Origin of the sequence: Delftia acidovorans SPH-1 (assembly GCF_000018665.1) — a bacterium.
Classification (GTDB): Bacteria; Pseudomonadota; Gammaproteobacteria; order Burkholderiales; family Burkholderiaceae_C; genus Comamonas; species Comamonas acidovorans.
The window spans coordinates 1,948,418-1,973,706 of the sequence record NC_010002.1; the positions used below are offsets into that span (position 1 = coordinate 1,948,418).

General features: G+C 68.4%; 21 protein-coding genes. 5 read left to right on the plus strand and 16 right to left on the minus strand.

Annotated features, from left to right (window positions below):
- Window positions 1-11: 11 nt before the first annotated feature.
- Window positions 12-1,172 (plus strand): IS30 family transposase, encoded by a 1,161-nt coding sequence (locus DACI_RS08730; protein ID WP_012203681.1) that lies wholly within the window; start codon window positions 12-14, stop codon window positions 1,170-1,172.
- A 173-nt stretch (window positions 1,173-1,345) separates the two neighbouring features.
- Here DACI_RS08730 and DACI_RS08735 read toward each other — a convergent pair whose 3' ends face one another.
- Window positions 1,346-3,481, minus strand: coding sequence for a helix-turn-helix domain-containing protein (locus DACI_RS08735; protein ID WP_012203682.1), 2,136 nt, complete (start codon window positions 3,479-3,481; stop codon window positions 1,346-1,348).
- A 348-nt stretch (window positions 3,482-3,829) separates the two neighbouring features.
- On the minus strand, window positions 3,830-4,618 hold the full coding sequence (locus DACI_RS08740) for an IclR family transcriptional regulator (protein ID WP_012203683.1): 789 nt from the start codon (window positions 4,616-4,618) through the stop codon (window positions 3,830-3,832).
- 276 nt (window positions 4,619-4,894) lie between these two features.
- Between DACI_RS08740 and DACI_RS08745 the strand changes: the two genes are divergently transcribed.
- From DACI_RS08745 to DACI_RS08760, 4 genes are all read left to right on the plus strand, one after another.
- Window positions 4,895-5,872 (plus strand): tripartite tricarboxylate transporter substrate binding protein, encoded by a 978-nt coding sequence (locus DACI_RS08745; RefSeq protein ID WP_012203684.1) that lies wholly within the window; start codon window positions 4,895-4,897, stop codon window positions 5,870-5,872.
- Between the two features lie 33 nt (window positions 5,873-5,905).
- Window positions 5,906-6,697 carry an enoyl-CoA hydratase/isomerase family protein gene (locus DACI_RS08750; protein WP_012203685.1) on the plus strand — a complete coding sequence of 264 codons (792 nt, stop codon included), beginning with the start codon at window positions 5,906-5,908 and terminating at the stop codon, window positions 6,695-6,697.
- A 4-nt stretch (window positions 6,698-6,701) separates the two neighbouring features.
- The gene (locus tag DACI_RS08755) at window positions 6,702-8,804 is read left to right on the plus strand and encodes an acetate--CoA ligase family protein (protein ID WP_012203686.1); all 2,103 of its coding nucleotides are present in this window, start codon (window positions 6,702-6,704) and stop codon (window positions 8,802-8,804) included.
- A gap of 71 nt (window positions 8,805-8,875) precedes the next feature.
- Window positions 8,876-10,213, plus strand: coding sequence for an MmgE/PrpD family protein (locus tag DACI_RS08760; protein WP_012203687.1), 1,338 nt, complete (start codon window positions 8,876-8,878; stop codon window positions 10,211-10,213).
- Between the two features lie 35 nt (window positions 10,214-10,248).
- Here DACI_RS08760 and acs read toward each other — a convergent pair whose 3' ends face one another.
- The 14 genes from acs to msuE form a co-directional block, all read right to left on the minus strand.
- Window positions 10,249-12,231 carry an acetate--CoA ligase gene (acs, locus tag DACI_RS08765; protein WP_012203688.1) on the minus strand — a complete coding sequence of 661 codons (1,983 nt, stop codon included), beginning with the start codon at window positions 12,229-12,231 and terminating at the stop codon, window positions 10,249-10,251.
- A 106-nt stretch (window positions 12,232-12,337) separates the two neighbouring features.
- On the minus strand, window positions 12,338-13,249 hold the full coding sequence (locus tag DACI_RS08770) for an acyltransferase domain-containing protein (protein WP_012203689.1): 912 nt from the start codon (window positions 13,247-13,249) through the stop codon (window positions 12,338-12,340).
- Entirely contained in the window at window positions 13,246-14,106 is an 861-nt protein-coding gene (gene mdcB, locus DACI_RS08775; RefSeq protein ID WP_012203690.1) for a triphosphoribosyl-dephospho-CoA synthase MdcB, read from the minus strand. The genes DACI_RS08770 and mdcB overlap by 4 nt, the downstream gene beginning before the upstream one ends.
- A complete protein-coding gene (mdcG, locus tag DACI_RS08780; RefSeq protein ID WP_225971063.1) occupies window positions 14,103-14,798 on the minus strand; it encodes a malonate decarboxylase holo-[acyl-carrier-protein] synthase in 696 nt (231 codons plus the stop codon). The genes mdcB and mdcG overlap by 4 nt, the downstream gene beginning before the upstream one ends.
- Window positions 14,799-14,812: 14 nt before the next feature.
- Entirely contained in the window at window positions 14,813-15,514 is a 702-nt protein-coding gene (locus DACI_RS08785; RefSeq protein WP_012203692.1) for a biotin-independent malonate decarboxylase subunit gamma, read from the minus strand.
- A gap of 5 nt (window positions 15,515-15,519) precedes the next feature.
- A complete protein-coding gene (locus tag DACI_RS08790) occupies window positions 15,520-16,437 on the minus strand; it encodes a biotin-independent malonate decarboxylase subunit beta (RefSeq protein WP_012203693.1) in 918 nt (305 codons plus the stop codon).
- A complete protein-coding gene (gene mdcC, locus DACI_RS08795; protein ID WP_012203694.1) occupies window positions 16,434-16,766 on the minus strand; it encodes a malonate decarboxylase acyl carrier protein in 333 nt (110 codons plus the stop codon). Before mdcC ends, DACI_RS08790 begins: the two co-directional genes overlap by 4 nt.
- 10 nt (window positions 16,767-16,776) lie before the next feature.
- Window positions 16,777-18,459 (minus strand): malonate decarboxylase subunit alpha, encoded by a 1,683-nt coding sequence (mdcA, locus tag DACI_RS08800; protein ID WP_012203695.1) that lies wholly within the window; start codon window positions 18,457-18,459, stop codon window positions 16,777-16,779.
- Window positions 18,460-18,524: 65 nt separating this feature from the next.
- Window positions 18,525-19,898: an SLC13 family permease gene (locus DACI_RS08805; RefSeq protein WP_012203696.1), complete on the minus strand. Its 1,374-nt coding sequence runs from the start codon at window positions 19,896-19,898 to the stop codon at window positions 18,525-18,527.
- A gap of 167 nt (window positions 19,899-20,065) precedes the next feature.
- Window positions 20,066-20,980, minus strand: a complete 915-nt coding sequence (locus tag DACI_RS08810; RefSeq protein WP_012203697.1) for a LysR family transcriptional regulator — start codon at window positions 20,978-20,980, stop codon at window positions 20,066-20,068.
- Window positions 20,981-21,081: 101 nt separating this feature from the next.
- Window positions 21,082-22,236, minus strand: coding sequence for an FMNH2-dependent alkanesulfonate monooxygenase (gene ssuD, locus DACI_RS08815; RefSeq protein WP_012203698.1), 1,155 nt, complete (start codon window positions 22,234-22,236; stop codon window positions 21,082-21,084).
- The gene (locus DACI_RS08820) at window positions 22,233-23,393 is read right to left on the minus strand and encodes a sigma 54-interacting transcriptional regulator (protein WP_012203699.1); all 1,161 of its coding nucleotides are present in this window, start codon (window positions 23,391-23,393) and stop codon (window positions 22,233-22,235) included. Before DACI_RS08820 ends, ssuD begins: the two co-directional genes overlap by 4 nt.
- 9 nt (window positions 23,394-23,402) lie before the next feature.
- Window positions 23,403-24,584 carry an acyl-CoA dehydrogenase family protein gene (locus tag DACI_RS08825; RefSeq protein ID WP_012203700.1) on the minus strand — a complete coding sequence of 394 codons (1,182 nt, stop codon included), beginning with the start codon at window positions 24,582-24,584 and terminating at the stop codon, window positions 23,403-23,405.
- Window positions 24,581-25,210, minus strand: a complete 630-nt coding sequence (msuE, locus tag DACI_RS08830) for an FMN reductase (protein ID WP_012203701.1) — start codon at window positions 25,208-25,210, stop codon at window positions 24,581-24,583. The genes DACI_RS08825 and msuE overlap by 4 nt, the downstream gene beginning before the upstream one ends.
- Window positions 25,211-25,289: the final 79 nt, after the last annotated feature.

Consider the following 25,289-nt stretch of genomic DNA (forward strand, 5'->3'; position numbering starts at 1 on the left):
GAGTGCTGGCCATGCAGCAAAGACCTCGGATCTACTACACCGAAGTACAGAAAGCGATGATGTGGGATCGCTGGAGCAAGGGCGATACCCTGCACCAGATCGGCAAGCTGTTCGATCGACCACATACCTCCATTCAGAACATCCTGGCCGCAACCGGCGGAATCCGCTCGCCAGCGCGCCATCGGTCCCGATTGGCACTGACCCTCACTCAGCGCGAGGAGATCTCGCGAGCTCTGGCAGTGGGCGAATCCATTCACTGCGTGGCTGCACGCTTGGGTCGAGCCGCATCCACCGTCAGCCGTGAGCTTCACCGCAACGGTGGCAAGACTTGCTACAGGGCTGCTCGGGCCGACGAAGCTGCCTGGGAGCGTGCACACCGCCACAAGCCTTGCAAGCTGGCGAGCAATCCAGCCCTGGCACAGATCGTAGCGGGCAAACTGCAGCATCAATGGTCGCCGGAACAGATCGCAGGATGGCTTAAACAGACTTACCCGGGGGAAAGGGACTTGCAGCTGTCGCATGAAGCCATCTATCGCACGCTCTTTGTCCAGACGCGGGGTGCCTTGAAGAAGGAACTTCTCGAGCATCTGCGGCGCACCAGAGGCATGCGTCGTTCACGGCACTACACGCAGAAGACCAGCATTCATGGCCGAATCGTCGATGCCGTTCCCATCGCTGAACGCCCAGCCTGCATTGAGGACCGAGCCGTGCCGGGGCATTGGGAGGGAGACTTGCTGTTCGGCGATGCCCATAGCCAGATCGCGACCTTGGTGGAGCGACACACGCGTTATGTGATGCTGATCAAGCTGGTGGACAAAGACTCGTACACCGTGGCTGCGGCCCTGGCCAGGCATGCCAGGAGCCTGCCGCATGAGCTCTACCGCTCCTTGACTTGGGATCGCGGCTCGGAAATGGCAGGGCACAAGCGCTTCACGTTGGCGACCGACATCCAGGTCTACTTCTGTGACCCGCACCATCCATGGCAGCGGGGTACCAACGAGAACACGAACGGGTTGCTCAGGCAGTACCTCCCCAAAGGGCTTGATCTGTCAGGCTACTCGCAGGAAGGACTGGATGCGATTGCAAGGCAATTGAACCAACGTCCCAGGAAGACACTGGGGTTCAGCACACCTGCTGAAATGTTTGATGAGTGTGTTGCGTTGACCGGTTGAATCCACCGCCGTCAGCAGTCTTTCGCCCCAAAGCCGCTACCGGCGGCCCCAGAACTGATTTCGGACACTCAGCCTAAGGCTTCAACGACTGCTGCGGATTACAGTGCGGACTGAAGATTTGTTTGGCGCGAGGGACTGCTGCCAACTAGGCGAACGGCAACGGCCGCCCGGGTTCAGCCTTGGATCAGCAGATGGCGCACCGATGCCATCGCGTCGTCCCAGGCCTCTGTAACCGCGGCCAGCACTCGCGCATCCGCCTCGCCATCGTGCTTGACGCAAAACCAGTCATGATTGCGCACATTGATTCGCTCCCGATAGCCTTTCCCCAGACCCCACTGGCTGCTGCAATCGCGCCAGAAGTCGGAGTCCCCTCGCATCTCGTCGGCGTGCACACTTTCGCCGACCAGTTGGGCCTTGCGGATCACTGCGTCAAAGCCGGCCTCCACGGACCTGATGGTCTGATGCACGAGGCCGTGTGCGTCGGCGAACTGATCGTCCTGGAGCAGGTTGTTCGCAATCGCCCGAAACTCGTTTAGCTTCGGCTCTGTGAGAATTGCGGCGAGCCGGCGTGCGCCGTGACTCAATTGATGCCCGTAGTGCAGGTTCAACCAATCCCCGTCGCGCACGATGGCAGCGTAGACCGTCCGCGGATGGGCGGCCTCGACCGCCTTGACGAGGCTGTCATGCACGTGCCGCGTTGTGCTCTTGGGCAGCGCGGCATTGTTTTCGAGCCAAGTTTGCAGTCTGCGCGCTGCGGCCTGCATCGCCTCGCGGGCCTGGGCCCGTTCATGGTTTTCTAGCAGCGCCTGCGCTCCCGAAATGATCTCCTCCAAGGCGTCGCGCTGCCACTGCCGGACTACGCGGATACGCCTGCAGACGAAGCTGCGTAGATCCTCCGGGTCATCCTCCGATGCGTTGAAGAACTCGATCGGTATTGTGCCAACGCCGAGTTGCTGGAGACGATCTGCAGCCTCGAAGCCCTTGACCTCGCGACCTTCCGCCGCGTCCTGGACCAAGACGCCGTTTTCCTTGACCATCGTCGCCTCGCCCGGCCGCGGCAGCGCCAGGATCGCTGCGTGGCTCTCCAGGGTGCGTACCCCGGCCTCCCTAGCGCGCGTCAGCAGCTGCCGGACCGGCAGAGCTGGGGTTTCATCGAACCGGCTGCACAGCACGACGACTGTATGCGGGTCGTCAAAGTGCTGCTCAAGGTCGCGACGCTCCGCCAACTCATCGATGCCGCGCGTGTCGATCAGAGTGAGATCGACCTCACTCTCCTGCAGGATGGTCTGCGGTACGAATAGTTCAATGCGCCGGGGCAGCGTGAAATCCGAGTGGCGGCCGTTGTTGATGCGCTCGAACGCGTCCTGTAGCCACTCCAGCGGGTTTGTGCCGCTGTCGGCGCTGTGCCACATATCGCGCTCTGCGCGCCGGTGCAGCTCCATGCGCGAGAGGATTTCGACCGCGAGCGCCTTCGAGTCTGTCAGCGTTGCTGCCAGCGCCCGGGCTTCGTCGCTGGCGGGCACGACCGTGCCGTCCTGCTTCCGCTCCGCTCGGCGGCGGCGCAGGCCTGCCATATTGCGGATGGCGCGCTCAATCTCGCCGGACACGCCAGGTGAAGCGGATTCACTTTCGTCGTCATCCTGCGGCACCGGTTGCGTCGGTCGGAGCAGGAAACTCGCAAAGTCAGAAACGTGGCGGCGGATTTCGTCATCGCTGCAGGGCTCGACCATCAGGCCGTAGCCTGGACCCTGCCGGACGTGAACCTCGCAAAGCGTGATGCGCCCGGTGCCGGTCTCAAGCACCGCTTTTGGCAAGCCCTTTCCCGTCGAAATCTCGAGGCCCTGCGCACTGCAGATTGCTGTCGACTTGCCGACGGCGATGGTGCCGATGAAGGCGGCGCGGAAGCGTTTGTCGGCCACGCGCGCGGCGGCTGTTTTCAGCTCGTCCTGATAACGTACCAGGCGGCGCTCGAAGAACTGCTTGACGTCCGGCCGCTCGGCCAGGTCATGAACCTGTTGGGCCGTCTGCTCAGCGCTCCATAGGAGGTCGGCATCCGGGTCGCCGAGCGGAGGTTCAGAAAGGATCTTCCATTCACGGGCGAGCATTTCCTGTAGTTTGAGAGCTTCGGGAGTGCCGATGCCGTTGAGGATCGTAGCCAGCTCGTCGCCGCCGAGCGTGCGCTCACCGCTCTCGACGCGGGACAGTACGGCGGGGCTCCAGGTGAGCTTGCGTGCGAGTTCGGCTTGCTTCAGTCTCGCCTGCTCGCGCAGGGTGGCGATGTATTTTCCAACGGCGATGTCGCGTGTCATGGATGCCCTCCGAAATTGTTTGGAAATCATCCTGCAACATTGCTGCAATGTCAATGGCAACGTTTCTATGTCTTCGGGCTCGCATACATACATGCCGCCGGCTGCGCTCTGCGCCATGACTTGCGAGCGTAGAGCTGCCGCACCACTACCAGGTAAAGCCAAGCGCTATCGACGAGAACGAAAAGACTGACGTCAGTATTCGGTGAAGGAAGAATTCAAAACTTAGTGAAAAACTTCTGGTGAAGTTCAAAACTGAGCGATCCGGGAGTTCAAAACTATGCTGCTCGAGGTAAGCCAAGTGGTTGATCTACCTTGATTCAAGGTTCAAGCCTCGAAGAGACTCGACAATTACAGTTTTTCCAGCAGGCTTTCAATCTGCCGGCCCAGTTGCAGCAAGGCCGGGTGCAGCTCCTGCACGATGGTCGGCAAAGGCTCCGTGGTGGAGACGCTGCAGTTCAGTACATAGATGGCATCGGGTGTCACCAGCGGCGTGGCCAGCGCAACCACTTCCGGCTGCCACGATGCGGCGCAGAAGCCTTGGCTTTTCACGGACTTGATCGCCGCCTGGATCTGCTGCTCCAGCGCAGGCCATTGGGCGCCCCTCTTGAGCCTGAAGCTGTCGAGCAAGGCCTTGCGCCTGGCCGATGGCGCCGCTGCCAGGTAGGCGCGCCCCAGTGATGTCAGTTCCATGGGAACGCGCTGGCCCGAGACCACATGCCTGAGCACGATCCGGCGGTTGTAGCGGATGGATTCCAGGTAGACCATCTCGTCCCTGTCGGGACATGCCAGGCCCACGTTGATCCTGCGTGTCTCGGCGAGTGTGCGCATCAGGGGCGCCGCAATCGACAGCACCGTCGAGCCCGTGCGCATGGCGTGCGCCAGGCTCAGGACCGCCGGGGCCAGGCGAAAGGCCCGGCTCGGGTGGTCGGCCTGCAGCATGCCGCAGCCCACCAGGGTCTGCGTCAGCCGGGTGACCGTGGCCTTGGACAGGCCGGTGCGTTCCGCCAGGTCGCTGTTGCCCAGCAGTTCCGAGCCGGGCCTGAACGCACGGAGTATTTCGACGCCTCTTTCCAGGGAGCGGTTGCTCGGGGACTGTCCCGGCTTGTCATGGAGGATGGGGGATCGCCTGTTCGTCATGCTGCTGCCGCTGGTGGGAGGACGCGCTTGCCCCGGTGTCGAAAGCTGTGTTCTTCCTGCCCGGGTACGGGCGCCTGATGGAAGCCAAGTATTCCACCGAATGCAAGGGAAATGCAGCCGCAGGCTCTGGCGCGCCTGCTTTGGAATTTCACTGGTTGGAACATGGGGGGTCACAAGCGCGGTGCGTTTCCCTAAGCTTTCACAAGCCAGTCGCCAACGTCATCGCAACGCTGGCGCAGTGACCGGACCTCTGTCCATAGAACCAGGAGACACACCATGCCCAGTTTCGCCGCCCGCCGTTGTGCAAGGGCCATTGCGTTCATTGCCGTGCTCGCGACCGTCTGCAGCGCAGCATCTGCAGCCTTCCCGGAAAAGCCCGTGCGCCTCGTCGTGCCCTTTGCGCCAGGCGGTGGAACGGACCTGATCGCCCGCACGCTGGGGGCCGAGATGGCCAAGGACCTGGGCCAGCCCGTCATCGTGGACAACAAGCCCGGTGCCGGCACGATCATCGGCACCGACAACGTTGCCAAGAGTGCGCCGGACGGTTACTCCGTGGTCGTGGCTTCGTTCGCGCACGCCGTCAATCCGGCGTTGCAGGCCAAGCTGCCGTACGGGAGCAACAAGGCCTTTGCCCCGGTGATCCTGATCGGCCGCGGCCCCAACGTGCTGGTGGTGCCCGCCGCCAGCCCGTACAAGACGGTGGCGGACGTGATGGCCGCCGCCAAGGCCAGTCCCGACAAGCTGACCTATGCCTCGCAGGGCGCCGGGACTTCGGCGCATCTGGCGGGCGAGCTGTTTGCCAACCTTGCCAAGGTCCGGCTCACCCATGTGCCCTACCGCGGCGCAGGCCCGGCGCTCACCGATCTCATGGGCGGGCAGGTGGACATGATGTTCGCCACGGCGGCGGCGGTATCCACCTTCATCGACAACGGCAAGCTGCGCGTGCTGGGTGTCACCACGGCCGAGCCGTCTGCGGCCTTCAAGAACGTGCCACCCATCGCCGTCACCGTCCCGGGCTACCGCGTCGAGAGCTGGTACGGCCTGTACGCGCCGGCAGCCACACCCGCCGCCGTGATCGATCGCCTGAACGCCGCAGCCCGCAAGGCGGCCCGATCGCCGGAGTTCGTTCGCAAGCTGGAGCACGAGGGCCTGATGGTCAATGCCGGACCTGCGGCGGAACTGGACACCTATGTGCAGGCCGAGGAAAAGCGCTGGGCGCAGATCGTCAAGCAAAACAACATCCATCCCGATTGATCGCACGGCCTGCGATCGCTTTCAGAGCACGCCATGAACTACGAACTGATCCTACTGAATGTCGCCGACGCGGTGGCGACCCTGACCCTGAACCGCCCCGACAAGCGCAACGCCATGAGTGACGACATGCGCACCGAGTTCATCGATGCCCTGGAGCGCGTGGCGGCAGACAAGGCCATCAAGGCCCTGGTGCTGACGGGCGCGGGCAAGGGATTTTGCGCAGGCGGGGACATTGCCGGAATGCAAAGGCGCATGAATGCTCCTGCGGGCGAGGTGGGCTTCAACGGCTGGCAGCGCCAGCAGCGCGTGCACCATGTCCAGGCCCTGCTGCACACCATGCCCAAGCCCGTGATCGCCGCCGTCAACGGCGCAGCGTCGGGCCTGGGGGCGGACACGGCGCTGGCCTGCGACTTCGTGATCGCCAGCGAATGGGCCAGCTTCGCGTGGAGCTATGTGCTGCGCGGCATCATCCCGGACGGCGGCGGCATGTACTTCCTGCCGCGCCGCGTGGGCCTGGCCAAGGCCAAGGAGCTGATCTTCACGGGGCGCCAGGTCAAGCTGCCGGAAGCCCTGGCCCTGGGCATCGTGGACCGCCAGGCCAGTGCCGAGACCTTGGTGGCAGACGCCCAGGCCTGGGCGCGCGAGCTGTCCTCGGCTTCTTCCACCGCGCTGGCATTGACCAAGACCATCCTGAACCAGAGCTTCGAGCTGTCTTCGCACGATGTCTTCGCCCAGGGCAGCCAGGCCCAGGGCATCTGCTACACCAGCAGTGAACACCGCGCATCGGTGGAGGCCTTCCTGGCCAAGACGGCCGGCAAGGAGTGATGCCATGAGCGAAGCCATTGCCAAGCTGCTGTCGCCGCGCAGCGTCGCCGTCATAGGCGCCTCCGCCGACCTGAAAAAGACCACGGGCCGCCCGGTGGCCTACCTGCAAAAGCACGGGTTTGCCGGCCGCATTCTTCCCGTCAATCCGCGCGTGGAGCGCATTGGCGATCTGGCCTGCTATCCCGATGTGGCCTCGTTGCCTGAAGTGCCTGATGTGGCCGTGGTGCTGCTGGGCGCCGAGCGTGCGCACCAGGCCGTCAGGGAGCTGGCGGCGCTGGGCTGCGCGGCAGCCATCGTGCTGGCCAGCGGCTATACGGAAACGGGCGAGGACGGGGCGCACCGCCAGCGGCAGCTGATCGAGGCGGCGGGCAGCATGCGCCTGCTGGGGCCCAACACCATCGGGCTGGTCAACCTGACCGACCGGATCGTGTTGTCTCCCTCGGGCGCGCTGGAGATGGACGAGTTCCCCGTCGGAGGCATCGGCGTCGTCTCGCAAAGCGGCGGCATCCTGGGCTCGCTGCTGTCGCGCGCCGCCGCGCGTGGCATCGGCCTGTCCAAGCTCATCTCCACCAGCAACGAAGTCGATCTGGAACTGGCCGACTTCATAGACCACCTGGCCGATGACCCGGCCACCAAGGTGATCGCGCTGTATGTGGAGACGGTGCGCCATCCCGCCAGGTTCCGTGCCGCCTGCCTGAAGGCCGCGCGTGCCGGCAAGCCCGTGGTGGCCTTCAAGATCGGCCGCTCCGAGGCCGGCGCCAAGGCTGCCGTATCGCACACGGGCGCCATGGCCGGAGCGGATCGCATGTACGACGCGCTGTTCCGGCAGGTCGGCGTGATCCGTGCGCAAAGCTTTGCCGACCTGCTGGACGTGCCCGCTGCGCTGGCCACGGGCCGCAGGCTGCGCGGCAGGCGCATCGCCATCCTGACGTCCACCGGCGGTGCGGGCACCCTGGTGTCGGACGATCTGGGCGTGGCCGGATTCGACACGCCGGCCCCTGACCAGGCGACCGCCGATGCACTGCGCGCGCTGCAGACCGGCAGCGAGGCCGTGCTGGACCGCAACCCCATCGACGTGACCCTGGCGGGCCTGCGTCCCGACCTGCTGCGCGGCGCCATCCATGCCTTGCTGGCAAGCCCGAGCTACGACGCGCTGGTGATCATCGTCGGCTCCTCCAGCCTGGCCATGCCCGAGCTGCTGGCCGGTGCCATCCAGGACTGCCTGCCCCACTCCGACAAGCCGGTGCTGGCCTACGTCAGCCCGCATGCGCCGGAGATCGGCGCGCTGCTCACGCAACGCGGCGTGCCGGCCTTCGCTGCGGCGGAAAGCTGCACGGCCGCGCTGGCGGGCATGCTGCACGTCAACGGCTTCCAGGGTGCGCCTTCCGAGCCGGTCGTCGGCAAGGACACCCTGCAGGAACTGGACCTGCCCGTTGGCTGCCTCGATGAAGCGCAGGCCAAGGCCGTTTTCCGCCGTTTCGGCGTGCCGTGCGCGGCCGAGCGTGTGGTGCGCACCGCCGAAGAGGCCGAAGCCGCCGCGCGCGAACTGGGCGGCCGGGTGGTGCTCAAGATCCTTTCGTCCCGGATCACGCACAAGAGCGATGTGGGCGGTGTCGCCGTCGGCCTGACGGCGCAAACCATAGGTGCCCGGTTGGGCGCGATGGTGGCCGACGTGCAGGCCAGGGCGGGCGTGCGCCCGGACCGGTTCCTGGTGCAGCAGATGGTGGCCGGTGGCACCGAGCTGATTCTTGGCCTGCACAAGGATGCGCTGGGCACCGCCGTGATGCTGGGCATGGGGGGCGTTGCGGCCGAATTGTTCCAGGACACCACGCTGCGCCTGCTGCCGGACGATGGGACACAACTGGGTGTGCTGAGCCGCTCAGAAGCGCTGGACATGGCCAGGGAGCTCAAGACCTGGCCGCTGCTGGACGGCTTTCGTGGCCGCCCCAAGGCGGATGTCGATGCCTTGGCCGATGCCATCGTCGCGTTCTCTGCGATGGCCGCCGAACTGGGCGACCGCGTGATCGAGGCGGAGATCAACCCGGTGTTCGTGCTGCCGCAGGGCCAGGGCGTGTGCGCTGCCGATGGTGTGCTGGTTCTGGCCTGAGGGTGCCAGGTACTGCACATTTCTTCCAGAAAAAGACGGCCTCATTGAGGGCCAATCCAAGGAAACCACACATGCATGCGACCGAAGTGTTCGGGCAGTTTGCCGCTCGATACCACCGTACCGAGCTTCCCGAAACCGTCATCCACCATGCCAAGCGTGCCGTGATCGACTGGTATGCCGCTTTGTTCCCGGGGCTGGGCGCGGCCCCTCTTGCACAGTTGGAGCAGGTGCTTGCCGAGGACCTGGACCGCGGCTCCTGCCGGCTTGGAAACGGCCGCATGGCCACGGCGCGGGCGGCGGCACTGTTCAACGGTTCGGCGGCCCATGCCGCCGAGGTGGACGACAGCTTCCGCGATGCCATGTACCACCCCGGGGCCGCAACCATTGCGGCGGCGTTGGCGGCAAGCCAGCAGGCAGGGGCGAGGGGCCTGGACTTCCTGCGTGCCGTGGTGCTGGGCTATGAGGTCTCCACCCGCATCGGCGTGACCCTGGGCCGGGCCCACTACCGCTTCTGGCACAACACCGGCACCGTGGGCGTCTTCGGGGCAGCGGCTGCCGCAGGGTATGCGCTGCGGCTGGATGCAGGGCAATTCGCCCATGCACTGGCCACGGCGGCCACCTTCTCTGCCGGGTTGCAGCAGGCATTTCGCATGGATTCGATGTCCAAGCCCCTGCATGCCGGGCGCGCAGCGGAGGCCGGCCTGCTGGCCGCGCAGCTTGCGCACCAGGGGGTGACGGGATCGCTGGACGTGCTGGATGGAGAACTGGGCCTGGGCCGCGCAGTCAGCGACGGACCCGACTGGTCAGACATCGGTGCGACGCTGGGCAGCGACTTCCACATCACCCGGCTCACCTTCAAGAACCACGTCGGCTGCGGCCATGCGTTCGCCGCCATCGACGCCGCGCTGGCCTTGCGCAGCCAGCATGCCCTGCGGGCGGACGACATCTGCAGCGTGGCCGTGGCCACCTATGGCCCGGCCCTGGATATCGCCTGCTACACCGATCCTGCGACGGAAAACGAAGCCCGCTTCAGTCTTCGTTTCGTGGTGGCCACGGCCCTGGTCCATGGCAGCGTGCGGCTTTCGGCGTACACCCCGGAGCGCCTGGCCGATCCTGCCGTGCGCGCGATGCTCGAGCGCGTCCAGGTGGCCGTGGACCCGCAGATCGACCGGGCCTTCCCTGGCAAGAGATCGGCGCGCGTGGAGATCGTCACCAGGGATGGCCGCTGCCATGGCTGGTTCCAGCCGGACCGCAAGGGCGATCCCGAGCTGCCGTTGTCGGATGGGGAGCTGGAGGACAAGTTCATCGAGCTTGCCGCGCCCGTCGCCGGCGAGGGACGTGCCCGGCAGCTGCTTTCCAACATCTGGGAGCTTGAACGGGCGGGCTGCCTTGCAGGCCTCGCAGCCTGACAGGGCTGCATCGCTTGTGGATTGCAGCCTGGTCTTCAGCAGGCCTGTGACAGCTGCTCCAGGATCGCCGGGTTCTCCAGGGTGGAGGTGTCCTGCACGATGGGCTCGCCGCGTGCAATGCTGCGCAGCAATCGCCGCATGATCTTGCCGCTGCGGGTCTTGGGCAGGTTGTCTCCGAACCGGATGTCCCTGGGCTTGGCGATCGGCCCGATCTCCTTGGCCACCCACTCCCGCAGCAGCCGGGCGATGTCTGCCGCCTCGGCGCCGCTGGGCCGCGAACGCTTGAGGACGACGAAGGCGCATATGGCCTCTCCTGTTGTGTCATCGGGCCGCCCCACGACGGCGGCCTCCGCCACCAGGTCGGTCATGGCCACCAGGGCGGACTCGATCTCCATCGTGCCCATGCGGTGGCCGCTGACGTTGAGCACATCGTCGATGCGGCCGGTGATGGTGAAGTAGCCGGTGCGCGCATCGCGGACCGCGCCGTCTCCCGCCAGGTAGTAGCGGCCCTTGAATTCTTCGGGAAAGTAGCTGGCGACAAACCGCTCGGGATGGCCCCAGATGTTCCTGATCATGGAGGGCCAGGGGCGCTTGATCACCAGGATGCCGCTGTCGCCCCAGGGCAGCTCGTTGCCGGCCTCGTCCACCACGGCGGCGGCAATGCCCGGGAAGGCCAGCGTGCAGGAGCCGGGCACCAGGTCCGTGGCTCCGGGCAGCGGCGTGATCATGTGCCCGCCCGTCTCCGTCTGCCAGAACGTATCGACGATGGGGCAGCGGCCCCCGCCCACCTGCTCGTGGTACCAGTGCCAGGCGGCGGGATTGATCGGCTCGCCCACGGACCCCAGGATGCGCAGGCTGCCCAGGTCGTAGCGCGCGGGATGCACCTGCGCATCGGCGTCGGCGGCCTTGATCAGCGAGCGAATGGCCGTGGGCGCCGTGTAGAAGACCGTCACCCCATGGGCCTCGATCATTTTCCAGAAGCGTCCCGCGTCCGGGTAGGTGGGCACGCCCTCGAACACCACCTGCGTGGCGCCCAGCGCCAGCGGGCCGTAGGCGATATAGGTATGGCCGGTCACCCATCCGATGTCCGCCGTACACCAGAAGACATCGCAGGGCTGCAGGTCGAAGGTCCAGGCGCAGGTCACGGCGGCATGCAGCAGATAGCCTCCCGTGGCGTGCTGGACGCCCTTGGGGGTTCCGGTGGAGCCCGAGGTGTAGAGCAGGAACAGCGGATGCTCGGCCTGCACCCATTCCGGTTCGCAGACATCGCTCTGGGCTGCAGTGATTTCTTCAAGCCACAGGTCCCGGGGCTGGTGCATGGCGATGGCGCCGCCCGTGCGCCGTGCCACCAGCACGTGGCGGACCTGCTCGCAGCCGGGCTGGGCCAGGGCCTCGTCCACGATGCTCTTGAGGGGCAATTGCCGTCCTCCCCGCACTTGCTGGTCTGCCGTGATGACGGCGCAGGCCCCCGTGTCCGCAATGCGGTCGCGCAGCGCCGTGGCGGAGAAGCCGCCGAACACCACGCAGTGAATGGCGCCTATGCGTGCACAGGCCTGCATGGCGGCCACGCCGTCAATCGACATGGCCATGTAGATGACGACGCGGTCGCCCTTGCCGACACCCAGGCTGCGCAGGGCGTTGGCCAGGCGATTGACCCGGACAAGAAGCTGCGCATAGGTCACCTGCGTCACCGCGCCGTCATCGGCTTCGAAGATGAGGGCCGTGCGCTCGCCCAGCCCCCGCTGGATGTTGCGCTCCAGGCAGTTCCAGCTGGCGTTGAGCGTGCCGTCATTGAACCATTCGTAGAACGGGGCGCGGCTTTCATCGAGCACTCGCGTGAACGGGCGCTTCCACGCGACGAACTCGCGTGCGAGCCGGCCCCAGAACGCCTGGGGATCGGCGTCCGCCTCCGCGACGAGCCGGTCATAGGCGGCGCGCCCGCTCACGCGCGCATTGCGGGCCAGCTCTGCAGATGGGGGATAGGACGGTGCAAGGGACGGTGCAAGGTCTTGGCTCATGGTGGTTGTCTCCTGGGTCTAGAAATCAAGGTGGCACGAAGCCGGCGCAAAAAAACTCCGGCGCAAAGGCTTCGGCGCAAAGGCTCAGGCGAAAGGCCCCGGGGCGTCAGTCCCCGCAGTGCCGGCCTATCCAGCTGGCAATGGCCGCCGCGCTGCGGAAGTCGTCGCAGGAGCGGGCCGGAATGTCCGGATGGCGCTGGTTCCACAGGCGTGCCAGCGCCTGGCCGGGGCCGATTTCCAGAACGCAGCGCACCTGGCGTGCGGCAACGCTGTCCATGCAGTCGTCCCAGTGCACCGTGCCCGCTATCTGCTCTGACAGCGCCGTCCGGGCGCCTGCGGCGTCACGCACCCGCCGGGCCGTGTTGCTGAACAGCGCCACGGCGGGCGCGTGCACGGCCACCTGGCCCAGGTCCTTTGCGAAGGCCTGTGCGGCCTGTCGCATCCACGGGGTGTGGGAAGCCACCTGCACGCGCAGCCGGGTGGCATGCGCGCCCTGGCGGGCCGCCAGCGCCTGCGCCTGCTCCAGCGCCGCATGGGGGCCGCCCAGGATGAGGTTCTCGGGGCCGTTGCGTATGGCCACGGCCAGCCCGGTCGTCTCCAGCAAGGCGGCCATGCGTGCGGGCGGCAGGCCGCTGACGGCCAGCAGTCCGCCGCCGGGCATCTGCTGCGAGCAGCGGTCCATGGCCGCCGCGCGGCGCGCGGCCAGGGCAACGATGTCGCAGGCATCCAGCGCGCCCGCGGCACCGAATGCGGGCAGTTCCCCCACGCTGTAGCCCGCCACGGCCGAAGGCGCGGGCAGTTGCGGGGACAGCTGCATCCACGCGGCCATGGCCAGGCCCGCCAGCAGCGGCTGGGCCACGGCGTTGGACTCGGCCCACGGCGCATCGGCCAACCTGTCGCGCCAGTGCGCAACCTGCAGCTGTTCGCAGACTGCCTGTGTCCATGCATCGTCCGCCAGCCAGGGGAGCATGGCGGGATGCTGCGTACCCTGGCCCGAAAACAGCAGTGCAAAGCTCATGGCCGCTCGCAGACACGCAGCACCCAGCAGGCCGCCGCCAGGGTATCGGCCGCGCCGCCCGGTGAAAGGCGGCGCGCCACGAAATCGTCGCAAATGGCCTGCGCCCTGGACAGGCCTTCGGGATGCGCGCAGCCGCCGGCCTGGAGAAAGCGGCGCGCGGCATCCTGGCCATGGCGCAGCCCCTGCATGCCCGCGCGGTGGGCCAGGTTGCAGTCGTCCAGCACCGCCATGATGTGGAACAGAGCCTCCAGCCGCGCCAAAGGAGCGGGCAGCCCGCTGGCATGCGCTCTGGCCAGCGCCGGCACGGCGGTCTCGAACAGGACGGGGAAACCCAGGGCCGCCTCCTGCGATGCACCCCGCAGGCCGTGGCGGCGCGCGGCGATGCCGCCGGGCAGGGCGGAGGCCCGCAGGCTGCGCTGGTGCAGCGCCTCCCCCCAGTGGCGGCACAGGGCCTCGCGCAGCCATGCAGCGCCGGGAATGCAGGCCTGCTCGGCCAGCACCGCGCCGCCGGCCGCGCACAGCAGGCCCAGCATGAAGACGGCGCCACGGTGGGTGTTGATGCCGCCGGTGGCGGCCAGCATGCGCTGCTCCGCCTCGATGCCCAGGCGCTCCAGCACGGGAAACGATGCGCCCTGGCTGCCCGCCTGGGCCATTTTGGGGAAGTAGCTGCGCAGCGCGAACAGGCTGCGCATGAAGCTGTGGGCATCCATGTCGTCATGGCTGCCGCGGTCCACCAGGGTCACCAGGCCGGGCTTGGGCGTCAGCGACAGCTCGTCGTAGAGGGCCAGCGTGGCCGCTCGGCCGATATGCCCGGTCGATGGCAAGGCCCGGGCAGGGTGGAGAAGGGCAGATTTCATGCAGGAACTCCAGGCGCCGCAGCCGACGCACACCATTCATGGTCTTCACGCAGTGCCACCCCGTGCAGGCCCTTGACCAGGACTGATCGCACCCCGCCTGCACGCCAGGCGGCCCATTCGCGCCAGGCCACGGCCCAGCCGCCGGGAAACACCAGCTCGGCATCCACGCGCGGGCCTTCCTGCGGCATGGCCTGCAGCAGGCGGGCCAGCCGATCGCCCTGTTCGGCGCCATCGACCGGAACCCAGAGGTCGATGTCCGAGCCGGGCCGCAGATAGGGCAGGCCCGTGATGCACTGCCACCCGTGGCTGCCGAAGACAAAGCCCGTCGCCCCGGCCGTATGCAATCGCTGCTGCAAGGAGTCCAGCGCCTGCTGCAGGGCGCCGGACACCGCCAGGGGCGAGGCCATCAGCTCGTCCAGCGAGGGAAATTCGCGGGTGCCGATGGCCGCGCCGCGCGCCACATCGAAGCCCATGCGCCGCCGCTGCCAGCGCCCGGGCGCAGGCAGGCCCAGCGCCATCAGGCCGGCGGCGGCATGCTCGGCCGACTGCCGCGCGACCACCAGCGGCAGTGCATGGTCGCGCCAGTGCGTGAGGATCTCGCGCGCCTGCGCATCCCGGGGGCGTTCCAGCAGGTCCGCCCAGGCCTGCGGGCCCAGGTCCACCAGCTGGTGGCGGTGCAGGGTGTCCAGCATGCTGCGGCCTGCCTTCATCCAGCGGCCAGGACGCGCTGCACCACCTCGGCGGCCAGCTTGCGGCCGCCGCGCTCGGCGCCGTCCAGGGCGCGCATGTCCTCGCGCGGGCTGTGGGCCAGGGCGTCGCGCAGCGCCGCCTGCAGGTCGCCTTGCCACAGGCCGCGCACGCCGCCCATGGCCACGTAGTTGCCCACGCCGGGGGCGAACACCGGGTTGGACTCGGACAGGGCATTGAGCAGGGACTCGGGCAGCTTGGTGATGCGCGACATGGCGGGGATGCGCATCACGCGGATCTCGGCCTCGGGCAGGGCGTAGCAGGCATCGGCGATCAGGCCCGAGGTGATGAAGCCGCCCGACAGCGCCTGGTCATAGACCAGGCCGATGACGCGGTGGCCCCGGCGCCGTGCCAGGTCGATGCAGGTGCCCAGGTGGGCCATGGCGCGGTTGATGCCCAGCAGCTCGTCATGGCGGCGCAGTTGCTGGCCCTGCGTGTCGATCAGCAGCACGATGGGGCGGCCAGGGTGCGCGCCGACCGTCTCCAGCACCACGCGGGCCTGGGCCAGGGCCAGCCGCACGCCGATGGGCGCGTGGCCCGTGGTGCCGACGATGGCGAGGGTCTGGCCATCGAACACGGCGTGGCCTTCGAGGAAATCGCCGTTGGCGTGGATCTGGTGGCCCGGGCCGAACAGGTGCTCGGCAAGTGTGTTCCATTGCATGGCGGCTACTCCTGTGAAATGCCCGTGGCGGGCGTCGTGCGCAAGGCACGCACGGCGGCGGCGTCCAGGTCGGGCACGCGCCAGGCGTCGGGCACGCCCAGGGCCTGCCACAGGCGCATGGCCTCGTCCTGCGGGCCGATGGCGCTGCCCGCCTTGAGGGCGTCCAGGGTGTCCAGCCGCGCGCGCAGCAGCGCATGCTCCTGCAGCAGCCCTTCAAGACTCACCGGACGGGAGTGGTCCAGCGCGGCGATGGCGGCGGCGCGGAAGGCCTCGACATCGTCGGCCACCAGCGCATCGCAGTCGCCGCACAGCCAGCGGTGCTTGCCGCCCGTGGTGCGCCAGACCAGGGCGCGGTCGCGCGCATCGAATTCATCGACGCCGTGCGAGGCCTCGATCACCTCCGGTCCCGACATGGCCAGGCGGCCGATGTCGCTCATCACCACCTGGTCGGCGCAGCGCGCCACGATGCCCATGCCGCCGAAGCAGCCGTTGGCCCCGCCGATGAGGACCACCACAGGGATGCCCGAGGCGCGCACGTCCAGCAGGGCGCGCATGACCTCCGACACCGCGATCAGCCCGGCATTGGCCTCATGCAGCCGAACGCCGCCCGACTCGGCCAGCAGCAGCACGGCCGCGGGCCGCTCCAGCAGGGCGCGGCGCAGCAGGCCCACGAGCTTGGCGCCATGCACCTCGCCCACGCCGCCACCCATGAATTCGCCCTCCTGCGCGGCCACGAACACCGTGCGCCCGCCCAGCAGGCCCCGGCCGATGGCCACGCCGTCGTCAAAGGCGCTGGGCACGCCCAGCTGTGCCAGATGCGGGCTGGTCAGCCGCTCGGAGGGCGGCAGCCATTCATGGAAGCTGGCGGCATCCAGCAGCTTCGCCAGGCGCTCGCGCGCCGTGCATTCCGCGTAGCTGATCATGGCTGGCCTCCCTGCAGTTCGGCCAGGGCCTGGTCCAGCCGCAGGCTGACCACGGCCGGCGTGGCCCCCATGTCGTTGATGGACACGCGCACGCCGCCCACGGGGTGGCGCTCGCGGAAATCCTCCACCACGGCCTGCCAGATGGCGCCGAAGCCGTGTGCCGAGGTCTGCACCTGCACTTCGCAGCCATCGCCGCCCGTGCTCTCCAGCATCACCTCCAGGTTGCCCGAGCCGACCACGCCGACCAGGACGGGGGCAAAGGCGCCGGCCGGCCGGCCGCCTGCGAAGCAATAGCTCAGGGACTCCAGCCCTGCGGGTATCTCGCTCATATCGTCTCTCCTACCAGTTCCTGAATCGGCGGGGAGGCTGGTACAGCCCGCCCGAGGCCTGGGCCAGATCGCGCATGCTGCGCGCGGCCAGCAGATTGCGCGTGGCCTGGCGCGGGTCGATGCCCAGGTCCTGCGGACGGCGGATCACCCCGCGGTCGCGCAGGTTCTCCACCATGCGACGGTCGCGCGCCAGGCCCACGGCCGTGTAGCCGGCCACGCCGCGGATGGCCTGCTCGCGCTCTTCATCGCTGCGGCACAGCAGCAGGTTGGCAATGCCTTCCTCCGTCAGGATGTGGGTCACGTCCTCGCCGTAGATCATGATGGGCGGCAGGTCCATGCCGGCCTGCTCCTGCAGCGTCCAGGCATCGAGCCGCTCCACGAAGGCGGGCTGCATGTGCTCGCGGAAGGTCTCCACCATCTGCACCACCAGCTTTTGCCCGCGCGGCGTGCCTGCCGCGCCGCTGCGGCCCGCCCGCGCCTCGCGCCCGGCCTTGAGCCAGGCGGCGCTGGCATGGCGCCGGCCGCGCGCGTCCGCGCCCATGTTGGGGGCGCCGCCGAAGCCGGCAATGCGCCCCAGCGTCGCGGTGGAGCTGTTGCCGTCCAGGTCGATCTGCAGCGTCGAGCCGATGAACAGGTCGCAGGCATAGTGGCCCGCCGCCTGGCAGAAGGCGCGGTTGCTGCGCAGGCTGCCGTCGGCGCCGGTGAAGAACACGTCCGAGCGCGCCCGGATGTAGTCCTCCATGCCCAGCTCGGAGCCGAACGAATGGATGGACTCCACCCAGCCGGCCTCAATGGCCGGTATCAGCGCCGGATGCGGGTTCAGCGCCCAGTGCCGCGCAATGCGGCCCTTCAGCCCCAGCGATTCGCCATAGGTCGGCAGCAGCAGCTCGATGGCCGCCGTGTCGAAGCCGATGCCATGGTTCAGGCGCTGGACCTCGTACTCGGCGTAGATGCCCTTGATGGCCATCATGGCCATCAGCACCTGGATTTCGCTGATCTGGGCCGGGTCGCGCGTGAACAGCGGCTCGATGACGTTGGGCCGGGGCGCCTGCACGACGAAATGCACCCAGTCCGAGGGAATGTCCACGCGCGGCAGCGCCGTGGTGGTGCCATCCACCATCTCGTTGACCTGGGCGATGACGATGCCGCCCGAAAAGGCCGTGGCCTCGACGATGGCCGGCGTGTCCTCGGTGTTGGGGCCGGTGTACAGGTTGCCCTGGGCATCGGCCGCGTGGGCCGCCACCAGGGCCACCTTGGGCGTCAGGTCCACGAAGTAGCGCGCGAACAGCTCCAGGTAGGTGTGGATGGCCCCGATCTCCAGCTGCCGGGCCGAGACCAGCTTGGCCAGCCGCGCCCCTTGCGGGCCGGAGAAGCTGAAGTCCAGCCGCCGCGCGATGCCGTTTTCAAACACATCCAGGTGCTCCGGCAGCGCCAGCACCGACTGCACCATGTGCAGGTCGTGCACCTGCTGCGGATCGAGCTGGACCAGGGCGCCGGCCAGGAAGTCGGCCTGCTTCTGGTTGTTGCCTTCGAGGCAGACGCGGTCGCCGGGCGCCAGCACGGCGTGCAGCAGCTCGGTGATGGCGCCGGCATCGACGCGCTTGCCGGCCAGGCGCGGCCCGAGGGCGGCCCGGGCGCGCGCCAGCCTGGCGGCGCGCTCCCCGGCTTTGAGGTTCCAGGAGGGGTCAGTCATGGGATATCAGGGGTTGGCGTGACATGGAGGGGGCAGGGGGCGGGCGTCCCGGTCGAAGTGCCTGGCTAGAGGACCACGAACAGCAGCCACACGAGCAGCGGCGCCACCAGGGTGACAAGGCCGCCGTAGACCATCAGCTGGCGGAAGAATCGGTCGCGGTCCACGCCCTTGGCATTGGCCAGGACGAGGGCGCCGTTGGTCGAGAAGGGGCTGACATCCACGATGGTCGAGGACACGGCCATGGCCGCGATGAAGCCGACGGCGCTCACATCGGAGCCGCCCTGCAGGAAAGGCACGGCCAGCGGAATCAGCGAGCCCAGCACCGCCGTCGAGGAGGCGAAGGCCGACACCACGGCGCCCACGAAGCACAGCAGCAAGGCCGCCACCAGGGGCGAGGTCAGCTGCGCCACGCTGTGGCCTACGAAGTCGATGGTGCCCATCTTGTCCATCACGCCCACATAGGTGCTGACACCCACGATGAGCATGATCTCGGGCCAGGACACCTGGCCCAGCGCGCGCTTTTGCAGGTTGGGCGCCATCAGCGTCAGCACCAGGCCGATGGTGATGGAGACAAAGCCGATGTCCTGCTTGAAGAACAGGGTGAGGACCGCGAGCGCCAGCAGGCCGACCACGGTGGCCACCTGGTAGCTGCGCGATTGCGGGGCGGCGTCCTGTTCAGGGGCGGCGCGCATCAGCGAGTCGCTGGAGCGTGCAGCCGTGTTGCGCTCCTCGGACAGGGCCTCGCCTTCGGCGTCGCCATACACCTGGGCGCCGCCCTGGGCATGCGAGACGCGCGGCGTGGCGGGCACGCTGCCATCGGCATCGGCCTTCATGCGCATCAGCCGGGCGCCGCCCATCAGGAAGAACAGCAGCACGGCCACGGCCAGGTTGACCCCCATGCTGGCCAGCATGGTCGCCATCTCGTTGAGCGGCAGGCCCGCCTTGGCCACGATCTTGTTGGTGATGCCGCCGTAGATGCTGATGGGCGAGAAGCCGCCACCCTGCGCGCCATGGATCACCAGCAGACCCATCATCAGCGGATTGATGCCGTACTTGGCGGCAAAGCCCAGGGCAATGGGCGCGATGATGGCCACGGCCGCAGGGCTGACGGCGCCCACCGCCGTCAGCAGGGCCGCAATGAAGAACATGATCCACGGTATGGCGGCAATTCGCCCGCGCACGGCGCGCACCGCCATGCGGACCAGCCAGTCGATGGTTCCGTTGTTCTGCGCCAGCGCGAACAGGTAGGTGATGCCCGCCAGCGTCAGAAACAGGTCGGCGGGAAAGCCGCCAATGATGGCCTTGGTCCCCATGCCGGCCACCAGGGTGCCGACCAGGAAGGCCCCGACAAAGGCCAGCAGGCCCATGTTGATGGGCAGTGCCGTCGCCAGGACGAACATGCCTATCAACGCGCCAATCGATATCCAATGGGAATTCATGCGATGTCTCCGGTTTTTTATGCGCCTGCAATACGTGTGCATGCTGGTATGCACGGTACGCGGCGGCCCGGAGCGCATCAATAAAGCGCGAGCGCCAACAATTACGCAGAGAGAAACAATGAAGGGTTAACCCGGCGAAGCGGGGCTGTCGCCCTCGGTATGGCGGGTCAGCCGAGCTGCCCGTCCGCGAGGCGGCACACGCTGAGCAGGGCCAGCAGGTTGGGGTCGCGTTCGCGGGAGCGCAAAAAGGTCAGCACGATGGTCTGGCGCATCAGGTACCTGGCCTGCAGCGGTATCAGCTGCACCTTCTGCGGCATCACGCCGCGCACCCGCCCGGGCAGCAGCGTGTAGCCGACGCCGCCGCTGACCAGGTTCATCAGCGAGAAGATGTCATCCGTCTTCATCACCACGTTGGGCGTGAAGCCGGCCACCCGGAAGGACTCGATGAAGCCGCCATAGGTCGCAAAGCCTTCGCCCAGGCTCACGAAGTTCTCGCGCGCCATGGCGCCCAGATCGACCTCGGCCAGATGCGCATAGGGCGAGCCCACGGGCGCGGCAAAGAAAATGTCGTCCTCGAACAGCAGCTGCGTCTGCATGTCGGCGGCGTTGTCCGGCATGGCCATCAGCGCCGCGTCCAGCGTTCCGTTGCGCAGCCGCTCCAGCAGGCCGGCGTTCGAGCCCAGCACCAGTTCGGTCTGCAGATCGGGGCGGCGCAGCTTCAGCGCCATCACCAGCGCCGGCACGGTGCGGTTGGTCAGGGAGTACAGCGAGCCGATGCGGATGCGGTCCGCCGAGTAACCCGCGACCTCGCGCGTGGCGCGTATCCCCTCGGACATGGTGGCCAGCACTTCCCTGGCGACATCGGCCAGGGTCTGCGCTGCCTCGGTGGGCTTGAGGTTGCGCCCCTCGTGCCGGAACAGGGCGCAGCGCATGCCGGCCTCCAGCGCGTGCAGGGCGCGGTGCACGCTGACCGAGCTGGTCTCCAGCCGTTCCGCCGTCTTGGCGAGATTGCCTGTCTCCAGGAAGGCGAGCAGCACCTCCAGTCTGCGGAAGGTTATTTCGTCATCGATTCTCAGGCTCATGGCAACGTCACGCTCTCATCGTGGGGGACGGGCGGATTGTGGCGTTGATCGCGTTGCGTGCACAGACTCCGGTCTGTCCGGGGGCCGGGGCCCCGGGCGGCTCACGATGCGGATTGGCTGCGCTGGATGCTGCGGATGTCGAAGGCGCCGCCGGTCTGCGCCTGGTCGCTGGTGGTGACGGCCCGCTTGCCGAGCAGGGGGAAGACCAGTTCGGCAAAGCGGATGGACTCCTCCAGGTGCGGGTAGCCCGAGAGCACGAAGCTGTCCGCGCCCAGCGCGGCGTACTCGCGCAGGCGCTCGGCCACGGTGGCCGCGTCGCCGACCAGGGCCGTGCCCGCGCCGCCGCGCACCAGGCCCACGCCGGCCCAGAGGTTGGGCGCCACCTCCAGCCGGTCGCGCCGCCCGCCGTGCAGCGCGGCCATGCGCGACTGGCCAACGGAGTCCATGCGCGCATAGCCGGCCTGGGCGCGGGCGATGTCCTCGTCGGTGAGCTTGCTGATCAGGCGCTCGGCATCGGCCCAGGCCTCCTCGTTGGTCTCGCGCACGATGACGTGCAGCCGCACGCCCAGGCGGACCTGGCGGCCCTGCTGCGCGGCGCGGCGGCGGATGTCGGCGAACTTTTCGGCCACGGCGGCGGGGGGCTCGCCCCAGGTGAGGTAGGCGTCCACCTGGCGCGCGGCCAGGTCGTGGGCGGCGTCCGAGGAGCCGCCGAAGTACAGCGGCGGATGCGGCTTTTGCACCGGAGGAAAGAAGTTGCGGCCCTGCTTGACCTTGAAGTATTTGCCGTCGAAATCCACGGCCTCGCCGGCCAGCAGGCGGCGCCAGATGGTGAGGAACTCATCGGCATAGGCATAGCGTTCGTCATGGGCCAGGAAGATGCCGTCGGCCTCCAGCTCGGTGGCATCGCCCCCTGGCACCACGTTGAGCAGCAGGCGCCCGCCCAGGGCCTGGTCCAGCGTGGCGGCCTGGCGCGCGCTGGACACGGGCGCGCCCAGCGAGGTGCGCAGGGCCACCAGCAGCTTGATGCGCTGCGTGACGGGCACCAGGCTGGAGGCGACCACCCAGGGGTCCAGGCAGGAGCTGCCGGTGGGGATCAGCAGGCCGTCGTAGCCCAGCTCCTCGGCCGTGACGGCGATCTGGCGCATGTAGGCGTTGGTGGGGGCGCGGCCGAAGTCGGAGGTGCCGAGGTAGCGCGTGTCGCCCGAGGTGGGCAGGAACCAGAAGATGTCTGGCGATGCGTGGGGGTCTTGGCTCATGGGATCTCCGGGGACGATGGGAAAGACGGTGGCGCGGCCTCGCCCGGCACCTGGCCCAGGCGCTGCAGCCGCGCGCGCACCACGCTGCGGCTGATGCCCAGCTGGCGTGCGGTCTGCACCTGGTTGCCGCGGTTGCGCTGCCAGGCCTTGAGCAGCAGGGCGCCCAGCACGTGCTGCTCCAGGCCTTCGGCATGCACGTCGCACAGGCTGTCCAGCGCTTCGCCCAGGGCCAGTTCGGCGGCGGCGGCCTGGGCGCCGTGTTCGGCCTCGCGTGTGGGGACGGGATCGGGCTCGCCCTGGCTGCTGGCGATGTGCAGGTCGCCCGCGCCGATGTGCATGCCCTGGGTCAGCAGCAGGCTGCGGTGGATGACGTTCTCCAGCTCGCGGCTGTTGCCGGGCCAGTCGTGCTCCAGCAGCTTGCGCTGCGCGTCCTGGCTCAGTGCCATGGGCGCGTAGCGCATGCGCTGGCAGTAGCTCGCGATGAAGTGGCGCGCCAGCGGCAGGATGTCGGCCGGGCGCTGGCGCAGCGGCAGCACGGTGAGGGTGACGACATCGAGCAGGTAGTACAGGTCTTCGCGAAAGCGCCGCGCCGCCACCTTGGTGTGCAGCGGCGCGCTGCTGGCCGCGAGCACGCGCACATCGGCCGGCGTGCGCTGGCTGGCGCCGATGCGGGTGACCGCCTTGTCCTGCAGCACGCGCACCAGCTTGCTCTGGATGTGCAGGGGCAGGTCGTCGATCTCGTCCAGCAGCAGGGTGCCGCCGTGGGCGTCCTCGAAGCGGCCGGGCAGGTTGCCGAAGGCACCCGTCAGCGCACCGCTTTCATGGCCGAAGAGCTCGGCGTTGATCAGGGCCTCGGACAGCGCGCCGCAGTTGACGGCGACAAAGGGGCCACGGCGGCGCGGGCTCAGGCGGTGGATGTGGCGGGCCACCATTTCCTTGTCGGCGCCGCTGTCGCCCAGGATGAGGACGCCGGCCTCGCTGGCGGCCACCTGTCCCATGGTCTTGAGCAGGGCCTGCGAGGCCGGGTCTTGCAGTATCCACGGCGCGGGCGCGGCGCCGTCATCGTGCGCGGCAGAGGCTGCGGGCGCGGGCGCAGGTACGGGCGCAGGTGTTGCCGAGGACTTGCCGGGCGGCCAGGTGGGCAGACGGGTGTTCATGGCGCGGCGTCACGAGTAGAAGCTGGGCTGCGGATGGGTTCCGTTGAGCACCCAGTCGCCCAGCTCCTGCAGCTTGTAGTGCAGCGGGTCGTGCAGCGTCTGCGTGCGCAGGTTGCGCCAGAAGCGGTCAAAGCGCAGCGCCGCGTGCGTGGCGCGCGCGCCCGTGGCCTCGAAGATGCGGCTGGACAGGTCCAGCCCCGAGCGCGTGGTGGCAATCTTGGCGGCCGTCACGGCCACGGCGACTTCGCCGCGCTCGTGGGCGGTCAGCGCCGGGCCCCGGCGCCAGGCGGCGTCAAAGCGCTGCGCGGCCTGCAGGGTCAGCAGGCGCGCGCCTTCCAGCGCGGCCCACAGCTCGCCATACAGCGCCTGGATGTGGGGGTCTGCGCCGGCCGCATCGGCAGGGGACTTGAACCAGGGCCGCGCCTCGTTCAGCGTGTAGCCGCGCGCCTGCTCCAGCGCGCCCTGGGCAATGCCCAGGAACAGATGGGCCAGGATGAGCTGGGCCAGCAGCGGGCGCAGCGCGGCATGCGGCGTGGACAGCGGGCCGGGGTCCAGCAGCAGCTCGGCCGCCTCCACGCGCACGCGCTCGAACAGGGCCGAGCCGCTGTCGGTCTGGCGCTGGCCCATGTTGTCCCAGTCGCGCAGCAAGGTGATGCCCGTGCGCTCCGTGGGCACCACGCCGATCAGCAGCTGGCCGCTGTCGGCATCGATGGCCGAGGCCACCAGCATCTGCGAGTCCAGCGCGCCCGAGGTGAAGCTCTTCTTGCCCGAGAACTCCCAGTGGCCGGGCTGGCGCGTGGCCGTGGTGCGGCGGTCCAGAGGGTTCAGCGTATTGCCCCAGAACCAGCGGTGGCGTGCCGTCTGCAGCAGCCAGGGCCGCCACTGGGCGGGCTGGCCGAACAGCTGCACGGTGGCCAGGTGCAGGTGCTGGAAGCCGTAGACATGGGCCAGCGAGCCGTCTGCCGTGGCCAGGATGCGCACCGTCTCCAGCGTCTGCACCCAGTCCGCGCCCAGGCCGCCCAGCTCGCGCGGAATGCTCAGTGCCAGCAGGCCGCTGGCGCGCAGCGCATCGCGCTCGGCCTTGGGCGTGCCGCCTGCGGCATCGCGCCGGGCCGCCGTGGCGGCAAGGCGCTGCGCCAGATCCTGCGCAGTGGCTATCGGGTCCGCAGGGACGGCCTCTGCCTGGCTCACGCGGGCTGCCCGGCCAGGGCCAGGTCGGCGGCTTCGGGAACGGGCCGCTGTGCCTCGGCCTGGGCCTGGGCCTGCACCAGCTGCTGCAGCGCACCGCGCAGCACCGGGGCCGACAGCTGCACGGTCAGCTCGATGCGCTGGCGCAGCGATTCGCTGTGGACCTGGCCGTCCTGGATGTCCTCGGGCGTCGAGTACACGCCAATGGGCAGGGTGAGGGCCGAGAAAAAGCCGAACAGCGGGCGCAGCTGGTGGTCCAGGATGAGTGCGTGGCGCGGGCTGCCGCCGGTGGCGGCCAGCAGCACGGGCGTGCCCTGCAGCGCGTCCAGGTCGATGAGGTCGAACAGGTGCTTGAGCAGGCCCGGCAGGCTGGCGCGGAAGACCGGCGCGCCGACGATGAGGAAGTCGGCCTGCTCGATGGCCTCGATGGCCTGCAGCGTGGCCGGCGGCAGGTCGTTCTTGGACAGGGCCGCGCCCAGGTGGGGCTGCAGGTCCAGCAGGTCGATGACCTGTGCCTGCAGCGGCAGCTCCTGGCCCAGGCGGGCATGCAGGGCGTCCAGCAGGACACGGGTGCGGGAGGGGCGGCTCAGGCTGCCATTGACGATGACAGTCTTCAGCGATCGGCTCATGGAAACTCCTTGGCGTGGGTTCCAGGAGGCAGCGCGGCATGCGGTTTGCGAAGACTGCCAGCCCGGACGAGGTGGGATG